Genomic DNA, 9,631 nt, shown 5'->3' on the forward strand with positions numbered 1-9,631 from the left:
CATCCTCCCCCGGAGAGACACTGGTCACGACGTTTATACCATCAACGACCTTACCGGCCGCAACCGTCGGGATAACGAGCAGGAGGAACAGTGCTGAACCCGCGAGGAGTTTAATCCCTCTTTTCATGACGCCCCCTCCCGTGTCTTAGTATCATTCCAATCACCAATCCAATCCCAACGCCAGCTATCCCGCCGAGCAAAACTTGACCATCCAAGGGGATCTTAGAAGTCTCAGGAACCTCCAAAGCGCCTTGTGTCCTGGTAAGAGTTTGAGGAAGGGGACTTTCAAGGGTTACAGTCGTGCCACTGGAGTTTTCCTCTTTGTTCCTGCAGAATGGGGGTCTGAAGGGTTTGACGTTCGGTGTTAAGATTACCTGGCCTAGTTTCGTTGGGTCGTACCTCAGCAGGGGTATGAAGCCGTGAGGATAGAGGATAACGCCATAAGAGGGCATTTCGGTCCAGTTCGAGTACGTCTCAACAGCGGTGTAATTATATCCGGCGGCATAGAACTCCACCGGCTTCAACAGGTAATAACCACTATTTCCCTCAAAGAACCCCTCGTAAGGAACTATAAGAATCGCACTGCGGTTCAGAAAAACTGCCCCAAATACAGAGTGTCTCGTCGTGTTCGGACCGAAGTACTTATTCAACAGCCCCTTGGAGACATTGAACGGAGTCCACCCAAGGGAGCCCTTAGCTTCGGGATCAAAAAGCATATAGCTTCCGTAGTCCTCTATCACTGTAAACGTCGTCCCCTGCAACTCCCAGGGAAACTTCGCCGAGTTTTCCACGGCTGCACTCTCCAGACAGCTCCCGTTGAAGCGATAGATTCCGATTGCATGCCGGGGGTGAAGAGGCAGACTTGTCGCGTTATGGTCAAGGATTATGTACCAAGAGAAATGCCAAGAGCCCTGGTGAATATACCAGGGAAACGTGGACAGCACAGGGGAAGGGGAATCCGGGGTAATCGTCTCCACGAGGTATGCCCCGGAGCCGTTGATGTAGAACAGGTATTCCGTCCAGTTGTTCCACCAGCCCCTGGCCGGAGGGTACCTTATCGGGGGATATGGAATGCCGTAGCGAGGGAGGGTGAAGTTCGGACGTCCAGTTTCCACGCGATAGACCCTGATGGCAAGGAACGCGGAGTCCAAGCCGGTGTTCCAGCCGGAGTTGGTTATTATAATCCCCCCGTAAGCGGCTCCGCTCGCGTAGGGAGTTAAAAAGAGAGAAAGGAGCAACACAAGCACCATAAGATTAAAATATGTAATTCTTACCACGTGCATGGCAGTAATCCTCCATGATTTCCAAATTCATTATGTCAGTTCCGTAGTAATACGCTCTATGCGGGAAGTTCTTGGCATATTGGATGTATTCACAGGCCCGCTCTTTTAATGTCTCTGAATTTTTAACTCCACCGTCGCACTCCATCTCCATATTGTTAAGATTATGCCCATCTCTAAAGGATTTGAAGAGGTAATACCACTCATCAAAATCTGTGGTCTTCCCTTGGTAGTAGTTTGGCTGAGCAAAAACATGCGTGAAGTACCTGCTCGGGGCTTCAATATCCGTGTTCTCCAACGTTACCGCCTCCTATGTAGTGCATGGAGGAGCAGGGCGCCTCCTACAGTGGTGATGAGGAGGAGTGCAAGTGCTTCTTTTGGTGGGATAATAGTATTATCCCCGGTTTGAGTGCTCCCTGGGGAACTGAGATTCTCAGTAGTTGTTTCCCTCCGATGGGGGATGGCGAGTTTCAGTTCTGCGAACTTCCCGCCTTTTAAAGTGTACGATTCACTCTTCGTGAAGAGTATCCATCCACCACAGCAGTAGCTCACACGATAGTTCCTCTCTTTCAGGTTGGCGGGAAGGGGAATTTTTTCTCCAGTAAGCAGGTTCATAACAGTAGTGGAGTTGAAGAGCAGGATGGAGTCATTGGTGTAGAGTATTAGGCTGGAATCATTACGTTCCTCGAAAGCCGAAAAACCTTGGAACTCTTCAACGCCGTAGATGCGAGGGTAACCGCTCGTCGTGAAAGTCCTTAATAGCTCCTTCCTTCCCCCCGTGATGGAGAACAGCTTCATCGTCGTTAATCGCCTCCTCCCTCCAATAGCCATACAGAGAATGAAAGCGCGTCCGCTGAGTGATACTGGAGTGAGCTGACTGCATTCATTGAACATCCCAACCCTTGAAAGCTCGGTCCCGTTGAATGCCAAAACAGTGATGTTGAGTCCGCTGTATCCGGGAAGTGTTACACTCTGGAAGAAGAGGGGAATACCGTTCCAGATCATCGCTCCCGAAGAGGTGATGCCGGGAACCTCCCCGGAGTAAACTTCCCTCACAGTGCCCTTTCCAAGCAGGTAAATCTTCACGTGGCTGACATCTTCGTAATCCCAGCCCCACGTTAGAGAAAGCCATATCTTGTTGCCGTTGTAAGCAATGCCACTGTTGTACACCCGAGGCCTTGTGGCGTTCAGATGGGGAGTTGAGATGTTGAGGAACAGCGTGCTTCCGGTTTCATTGATAAGGGAAATTTTTTCTCCCATCGCAATCCATTCCCTTAGAACCGGTATCCAACTCATGTCTCCAGAGACGTTCAGGGGGATTAATCTGTCGTTCAGGAGAAGATACATCTCCGTAAGGTAGTAGCACTCCCCTGTGGCAGGGTTGTCGTTTGGACTGCCCTTCAGGAACTTCAGGAGGTACTCCTCCCCATTCCACTGGATTCTGAGGTCGTTGCCAGTACATATACTGCCATGCTCAAACGTGATGACGTGCTTAAGCGAACTATTGTAAATGTAAAGCCCAACCCGTCCCACCACACCCTCCTAGAGGAGCCAGTAAACCCCGTTCCAGTGTATCGGGGAGAATTCCTTCCAGCTGAAGTTCAGGGGGCGTGCTCCCGTGAAGCTCCCGTTCTCATAGATCAACTCCATCAGCTGATCGTTGCTCGTGTTCATGACGATGAATGCGGCCCTATCACTGAGGGAGTAAACATTGATAATCTCGAGATTTCCAGCTGATGAGACGGGGGGAAGGAAGAGGAAAGAAAAGAGCAGCAAGAGAGTCATCATCACTCTAATCTTCAAGTTACCGCCTCCTACCAAGCAGGTATCCGATAATGGCCCCGGTTATAAGGCCAAGGACGATGCCAATTAAAGCATTTCCCAGCGCGACCCTTTCCGGTTCACTACTTTGGTTTCCCACAGGAGAAAAAACCGACCTGAAGATCTTCACGTCGCTCGTGGGCTCCAAGGTGGAAGGATTCTTCGATATCTTGAGCAGAGGGGACGTCCGGATCCTATTGGCCGTGAAGTTGTAGAAGGCAACTCCATACTCACTAAATCCAGCCATCGAGTTTAGCGGAATGAGCTCCTCGCCCATAAGGTGAACAGTTCTGTTGGAGGGGACTTTGCCCCCGGTCAGTTCGTCCCATCCCGTCCAGGGCATGAACATCGTCCGGTTCCAGTGATAAACCGCTCCCCAGGAGCCATTACCATAATAAAGAATCCTGAGGTTGTTGTAGTAGAGGTACATCCACCTCGGTTTGTCCTCGGGGAAGCAGTACTCCTCCCCCTTGAACGTTCCCTCCGTGCAGTTGATTAGGTTGGGAACGGCCATCGTGAGCACCGGAGCGCTTAAACCGAGGCTCTCATTCACGATTTCTCCCTGAACAGTCCATGAGTACTGAACACTGTTGGCTCCATAAGCCACGTCCACATAACTGATCGAGAAGTTCGCGAGGTAGTGTTTATCAACCCTTATGCCCCTCACGTAAGGGTAACCGGGCGTGGTGGTGGCATCAGATGGAAGCTTGGAAACCGCCCACACTAAAGAGCCGTTGAAGGCGAGGTAGCCCTTCAGAGAACTCCGGCTGACGTTGTAACCCTTGGACCTCAGGAAGGTCGTGAAAAGGGGATTGAGCTCTCCAAGGTGGAACCTGAAGTACCACGTTCTCTGCTTCTCACTGTGCAGGATTTCTGGAACCCCTTTTTCGTCCCCTTTGTAGAGTAGGTATGCTCCGGAGGAGTTCAAGTAGAAAATGTAGACGGTATCCCACATAACATCGGTGAGATTGTACCTGTTCAGTTCCGAGAAGTTGAACCTGTCGAAGACCGGAACCCATTCGTACATTTTCGCATGAACGACCGCGATGGCATCCCCCGAACCAGGGAGCACTGTCATGTTGAGGGCGAGCATCTCGACCTTGACGTAACTTCCTCCGCCTTCAGCATGAACACTCCCGGAGATGAAGAGAAGAGAAAAGACCACGAGGGCGGCAAGGAACTTAGGCTTTGACATTTTCAATCCCCTTATCCGATGTAATCGGGGCAGTGACTCTTAACTATTATGAGGTTCTTTATGTTCGTTCCATAGTAATACGCTCTATGCGGGAAGTTATTGGCGTACTGCACATAATCGCAGGCCCGGTGTATGAATGTCTCAGGGGGAATGTTATGTTCTTCATCCCCCGTTTGTACTCTCCCATCGCATTCCATCTCCATGAAGAGGTTGTTTAGGTGATTGCTGTCCCTGAAATTCTTAAAACTGCTGAACCATGCGCCCAAATCCGTCGTCTTCCCCTGGTAGTAGTTTGACTGGGCAAAGATATACGTGAAGTACTTTGAAAGGGTTTTTATGTCCGTGTGTTCCCAGCTTATATCCCCATGGGTGCTGGGTATCCAGATAAACTGCTGGCCCCAGTCTATAATCTTGTCGGACAATGTGCTGATATCCTCTTCGTAGACAACTTCTCTGACGACCTGCCAAGCGAACTCCAGATTCCAGTAGAAACCCCTCTGCAGTCCACCGGTGTGCGTGTAAACGCCATCAACCCATCCACGCCAGTAATCGAGACCCCTGACGGCGGGTTTTATTGTGTAATTGGAATTCTCAAAGAGGGCCCACTGCTCCTTACCGTCCCCAACGAGCACAGGAATCTCGACGAGATAGGGAAGTCCCGGGTTCACCTCCTACTCAAGCCACTGCGCAAGGCCCTTGCCGTCGTTGTAGCCGTCATCGTATGAATAGCCACCCATAGGTATCTGCCCGTACTCCCCATCTTTGCCAAGGGCATGGAGAGCTATCATGTAATCAAATCCAAGATCACCCAGATCGGAGATCAGCACATTTGTCTCAAAGGTCGCATAGTTTCCGTTTTGTGGTTTAAAATACCACAGCGCATATGCGGCCATGGTGCCACCTCCAAAGTTTCCACTATTTGCTTTCCACCAAACCTTTATAAGCTTTTCCTTTTATCTTAAGTAAAAGTCCTTCCTTATTTTTTCTAAGTGTAAATTCGTTCTAACTTCAGTTTTCCATTTAGAATAGTTCAAAGGAAGCCCAAGCAAGGGAGTTGCACGAAGATGCAGCGAGTAGGAACAAAAAACCGGGGAAAATCCAAAAGGGGATTCAAGCTTTCAAAGGGAGTAATTAAAAGAAGATTGAATCACTTGCCCCTGCCCTTGTTGGCCCTTATGCTGGGCCTGACCTTTTCAGCTCCTTTGCCCTTGTTCCTCAGGCCGCGACTCTTCCTGCCTGCTGAGGTGAGCCCACGGAAGACGCGACCCTTGTGGGCCTTGCCTGCAATCCAGGCTATCTTTGGGTCGGCCTTGATGACCGGGTGGTGCGGGTCGACCATTATGACCTCGAACCACCTGTACATTCCGTCCTCGCCGACCCAGTAGCTGTTGAGGACCTCAAGGTTCGGGAACTTACGAGCGGCCTTCTCCTCGGCTATCCACTGGAGGCTCTTCTTCGGGCTGTACTTGACCTGACCCATCTTGCTCGGCTTCCTTCCGCCCTTCCACCTGGGCCTCTTCCTTCCGCCCTTCCTGACGCGGACGCGGACGACCACGTAGCCCTGCTTGGCCTGATAGCCGAGGCTCCTGGCCCTGTCAAGCCTGGTCGGTCTCTCGGCGCGGACGACGACCGGCTCCCTCCTCCACTTTATCATCCTGACCTTGAGAAGCTCTCCCACGTAGCTCTTCTTCGGGCTCTTCCAGGCTTCCCTAATGTATTTGTACATGCTCATCTCGTTCACCCCTTCCATGTTTGTGGTTCTCCCTTACGGGAACATCCCGCGGGCTTACCCGCTTAGTCGGTCGAGGTTCGAGGTCGAGTTTTTAAAGTTTTTGAATAATAACCCCAACGATGGCCATGCTAAAGCAGAGGATAAAATTGATGCTTGAGTTCCTGACGGTTTACGCGGGCTGGACAATCTACGGAGTCCTCTATCCCCTAATCGGACATTGGAGCATCAATTACAATGAACTCCTGCTGAAGCTCCCGGGAACCTCTAGGCACTTCGTCCTCACACTCCTCCTGTGGACCAAAGGGCATCACATGGTCTACGTGGTTATGAGAACCGCCTACATAACTGGGTTCACTTGGACGATGGTGCTGACGTTCGGATACGTTCTACTCGCTGGAGACGTTCCACGAGCGAGAAAGCTCGTGCTCGGCTACGCGACCGCATTCACCCTTCTCGCGGTCATCTTTGCGGTGGCCAACGTAAACGCTCCCCATTACGTCTATCCTGGACTTCCCGAGAGGTACGCTCCCAACGGCTGGCAGGCCCGGCCCCAGTTTGTACTCCCATCACCCCACTGCACCATCGCGACGATAAGCTTCCTTGCACTGTGGAGACGCAGGGAATGGCCCGCCAGGGTGCTGGCTTTGTGGATAGCCCTCATTCCCCCTGCGACGGTTCTTCTCGCCGAACACTGGGTATGGGACGCCATCACAGGGATTATTCTGGGGTTCCTGGTGCATCGGTACATCCGGCAAACAGGATAAGGCGCTATGTTTATATCAAATGTATTGAAGTAAATGGCGGTGACTGATGTGCGGATTGAAAAACTGGTCCGGCTTATGAGAGAGAACGAATTTGACGGTGCTTTAATAAGCCCTGGAACAAACCTCTATCACCTGACGGGCCTTCATATCCACGAATCCGGTGAGAGAATCACGCTGCTGGTCGTTAACTCGGATGGGGAGTACCAGCTCCTGGCACCGAGCCTCTACGAGAACACCATCCGGGACTTCCCGGTGACCTTCTGGCGAGATGGGGAGAACCCCTATGAAAAACTGGCATGGATACTCGGAGAGCTCGAACTTTCAAGCGGCAGGATCCTCGTGGAAAATACAATGCGTTCCGACTGGCTGATAAACGTTATAAAACTGGGCAACGGGAACTTCGAGTTCTATCATCTGAACCTCCTGATGAGGATGCTGAGGATGAGAAAAGACCCGGCGGAAATACGTCTCATGGAAAGAGCAGCCAAGGTTGCCGATAGGGTCTTCGAGGAGATACTGAACCTAGAGTTCATTGGAATGCGCGAGAGAGATCTCGCTTTGAAGATTGAACTGCTTATCAGGGAACTCTCAAATGGGTTATCCTTTGAGCCGATAGTGGCGAGCGGAGAGAACGGGGCGAACCCCCATCATCTTCCGGGCAGCAGGAGACTTCGGAAGGGGGATTTTGTCATCATAGACTACGGTGCAAAAGTGGAGGGGTACTGCTCGGATATAACGCGGACGATAGCCCTGGGAAGGCCAAACGAAAAGCTGCTCGAAATATACGAAATTGTCAAGGATGCACAGGAGAGAGCATACAGGGCCGTCCGTGAGGGTGCTCTCGCGAGGGATGTGGACGGGGCCGCGAGGGAGACGATAGAGAAAGCCGGCTACGGCGGGTACTTCACCCACAGGACAGGCCATGGTCTGGGTCTTGACGTCCACGAGGAGCCTTTCATCGGACCGGATGGGGAAGTGACTCTGAGGGAGGGAATGACCTTCACGATAGAACCCGGCGTCTACGTTCCTGGTCTTGGGGGAGTGAGGATAGAGGACGATGTTGTGGTGAAGGAGGGTAGGGGGAAGCGATTGACCAAGGCGGACCGCGAACTCGTGGTGCTCTGAAGACGTTTCTGAACGTTTCTCATCTTCTATCAATACCGTCAGAACCCCTGTTGTCCAAGAACCGGCTTGAAAAAGTATATTAAGCCTTATGGAACGTTCTGGAACGTTCTTTCCACCGCGTTCCTAAAATAGGAGTTGAACACATGTGACGTCGAGGTGATACCCATGAGACGGCTGAGAGCCTGGTTGATCATAGGGCTGCTCGTCGGGGCCCCCATCCCGGCGGGCCTAACAACGGCAGCTGCAAACACCACCACGACGAACACCACCGGTAACGGCAACCTGCCCCCGGAGATCGAGAACACGACCCAGGAACAGATCGTGGCAGGACACATAATAACGGCAATTGAAAAGCTCAGCAACATAACGGGTAGAATACTGAGCAGAGTCACACTACCGGACAACTCCAGTATAATGGAGCAGTACCGGATGGCTGAGGAGTACAAGGATAGGGCCATCAACGCGTACAAAGAGGGTGACTACTGCGAGGCCACCACGGAGGGGATCATAGCCATGCACCACTACAGGGCGGTTCTTCAGAGGATAAAGAGCGGAAGGAACGAGCTTAGGGAGAGGCTTCCCGCAGAGGTTGAGAGGATGAAGGGGTACTTCAGGATGGCGGAGCGCATCATCACGACGGCCGGGAGACAGGGTCTCAATGTGGGCAACGTGACTCAGCTTCTTAACCAGACGGAGAAAGCCTACGGGATGGTCCTAGAGGATGTGAAGGCGGGGAACTTTGACAAGGCGAAGACAGACCTGAAGAGGGCCAGAAGTTTCAAGACCCAGCTAGACACCGACCTCGGCAGGATCAGGAAGGAGCTCGCATATCACAACGCAAAGGGGATAGTGGAGGCATTCCTGGAGAAGGGTGGAAGGGCAATAAACTTCACCCAGCGCGTGATCGAGAGGGTCAACGAAACCGACAGGAACACCACCGAACTTCAGGAACGACTGGAAGCCTTCCAAACCGTTTACGAGCAGGTTAAAGAACTGGCAGACCAGGGAAACTACACCGGAGCCCTTAACACCATGATGCAGAACAGCAAAACTATAAAGGAATTCTACATGGCCCTGGGTTTCCTAAGAAAAAAGGCGGGTGAAGCGGAAGTTCAGGAGAGGATGCGTGACGTTAAGGCGTTCCTCCGTGAAACCAGCAACCATATCGAGAAGGACGCCAGAGCACTCCGCGAACTGCACAGAAAAGGGGTTGACACCAAGAAAGCGGGGCTCCAGCTGAAGGCCGCCGTCCAGGAGTTCAAGCTGGGAATTGAGCTTCTCCGGCACGGAAAGCCTGCCGAGGCAAAGATCCATTTCGCAATAACCCTTGACCTCCTGCATCAGGTGGACGAGTTCATACTTCACCACGGTTAACGTCCCCTTTTATTTTCCGCCTGCGGTGATGAAAATGAAGTGGATACCAATCACCCTGCTACTGTTTGCGGTTCCCCTAGTTAGTGCAACAAACATAACACTAACCCCGTACAGCGACGGATATGTGGTGGTGAACGTTCAGGTACCTGTTCAGGAGTACACAACACAGGTGGTTATCCCACTGCCCGGGAACTACAGTGATCTCCTCGTCACAGATGAGAACGGGAGCCCACTGCAGTACACGACCCGAAACGGACAGCTGATAATCGAAACCGGGAACGTGGGGATAGTAAACGTGACATATTCGACTCCAGAATTCCTCAAAACTGAGGGAGCCGTC

11 protein-coding genes and 1 pseudogene are annotated in these 9,631 nt (G+C 52.0%); 4 read left to right on the forward strand and 8 right to left on the reverse strand.

What is annotated here, in order from left to right:
* Positions 1-110: 110 nt before the first annotated feature.
* The 8 genes from MVK60_RS08685 to MVK60_RS08720 form a co-directional block, all read right to left on the reverse strand.
* Positions 111-1,238, reverse strand: coding sequence for a hypothetical protein (locus MVK60_RS08685; RefSeq protein WP_297438485.1), 1,128 nt, complete (start codon positions 1,236-1,238; stop codon positions 111-113).
* Between the two features lie 16 nt (positions 1,239-1,254).
* A complete protein-coding gene (locus MVK60_RS08690; RefSeq protein ID WP_297438487.1) occupies positions 1,255-1,578 on the reverse strand; it encodes a DUF4855 domain-containing protein in 324 nt (107 codons plus the stop codon).
* Positions 1,579-1,580: 2 nt separating this feature from the next.
* A complete protein-coding gene (locus MVK60_RS08695; protein ID WP_297438489.1) occupies positions 1,581-2,813 on the reverse strand; it encodes a hypothetical protein in 1,233 nt (410 codons plus the stop codon).
* A gap of 9 nt (positions 2,814-2,822) precedes the next feature.
* Positions 2,823-3,068, reverse strand: coding sequence for a hypothetical protein (locus tag MVK60_RS08700; RefSeq protein WP_297438491.1), 246 nt, complete (start codon positions 3,066-3,068; stop codon positions 2,823-2,825).
* Positions 3,069-3,084: 16 nt separating this feature from the next.
* Positions 3,085-4,296: a hypothetical protein gene (locus MVK60_RS08705; protein WP_297438493.1), complete on the reverse strand. Its 1,212-nt coding sequence runs from the start codon at positions 4,294-4,296 to the stop codon at positions 3,085-3,087.
* 11 nt (positions 4,297-4,307) lie between these two features.
* Positions 4,308-4,964, reverse strand: a complete 657-nt coding sequence (locus tag MVK60_RS08710) for a hypothetical protein (RefSeq protein WP_297438495.1) — start codon at positions 4,962-4,964, stop codon at positions 4,308-4,310.
* Positions 4,965-4,967: 3 nt separating this feature from the next.
* Positions 4,968-5,189 (reverse strand): hypothetical protein, encoded by a 222-nt coding sequence (locus MVK60_RS08715; protein ID WP_297438497.1) that lies wholly within the window; start codon positions 5,187-5,189, stop codon positions 4,968-4,970.
* A 254-nt stretch (positions 5,190-5,443) separates the two neighbouring features.
* The gene (locus tag MVK60_RS08720) at positions 5,444-6,028 is read right to left on the reverse strand and encodes a 50S ribosomal protein L15e (RefSeq protein WP_297438499.1); all 585 of its coding nucleotides are present in this window, start codon (positions 6,026-6,028) and stop codon (positions 5,444-5,446) included.
* Between the two features lie 119 nt (positions 6,029-6,147).
* On the opposite strand from MVK60_RS08720, the gene MVK60_RS08725 reads away from it, so the two are divergent.
* The 4 genes and pseudogenes from MVK60_RS08725 to MVK60_RS08740 all read left to right on the forward strand — a co-directional run.
* A complete protein-coding gene (locus MVK60_RS08725; RefSeq protein WP_297438501.1) occupies positions 6,148-6,792 on the forward strand; it encodes a phosphatase PAP2 family protein in 645 nt (214 codons plus the stop codon).
* Positions 6,793-6,840: 48 nt separating this feature from the next.
* Positions 6,841-7,917: a Xaa-Pro peptidase family protein gene (locus MVK60_RS08730; protein ID WP_297438505.1), complete on the forward strand. Its 1,077-nt coding sequence runs from the start codon at positions 6,841-6,843 to the stop codon at positions 7,915-7,917.
* 165 nt (positions 7,918-8,082) lie between these two features.
* Positions 8,083-9,291 (forward strand): hypothetical protein, encoded by a 1,209-nt coding sequence (locus MVK60_RS08735; protein ID WP_297438503.1) that lies wholly within the window; start codon positions 8,083-8,085, stop codon positions 9,289-9,291.
* A gap of 34 nt (positions 9,292-9,325) precedes the next feature.
* A pseudogene (locus MVK60_RS08740) lies at positions 9,326-9,631 on the forward strand (hypothetical protein); the annotation flags it as partial.

The organism is Thermococcus sp. (genome assembly GCF_026988555.1).
Lineage (GTDB): Archaea > Methanobacteriota_B > Thermococci > Thermococcales > Thermococcaceae > Thermococcus.

Excerpts from the sequence above, each read along its gene's own strand:
- MVK60_RS08700 (WP_297438491.1), bottom strand. The coding sequence starts at position 3,068 with ATGATGACTCTCTTGCTGCTCTTTTCTTTCCTCTTCCTTCCCCCCGTC.
- MVK60_RS08705 (WP_297438493.1), bottom strand. The coding sequence starts at position 4,296 with ATGTCAAAGCCTAAGTTCCTTGCCGCCCTCGTGGTCTTTTCTCTTCTC.
- MVK60_RS08715 (WP_297438497.1), bottom strand. The coding sequence starts at position 5,189 with ATGGCCGCATATGCGCTGTGGTATTTTAAACCACAAAACGGAAACTAT.
- MVK60_RS08720 (WP_297438499.1), bottom strand. The coding sequence starts at position 6,028 with ATGAGCATGTACAAATACATTAGGGAAGCCTGGAAGAGCCCGAAGAAG.
- MVK60_RS08725 (WP_297438501.1), top strand. The coding sequence starts at position 6,148 with ATGGCCATGCTAAAGCAGAGGATAAAATTGATGCTTGAGTTCCTGACG.
- MVK60_RS08735 (WP_297438503.1), top strand. The coding sequence starts at position 8,083 with ATGAGACGGCTGAGAGCCTGGTTGATCATAGGGCTGCTCGTCGGGGCC.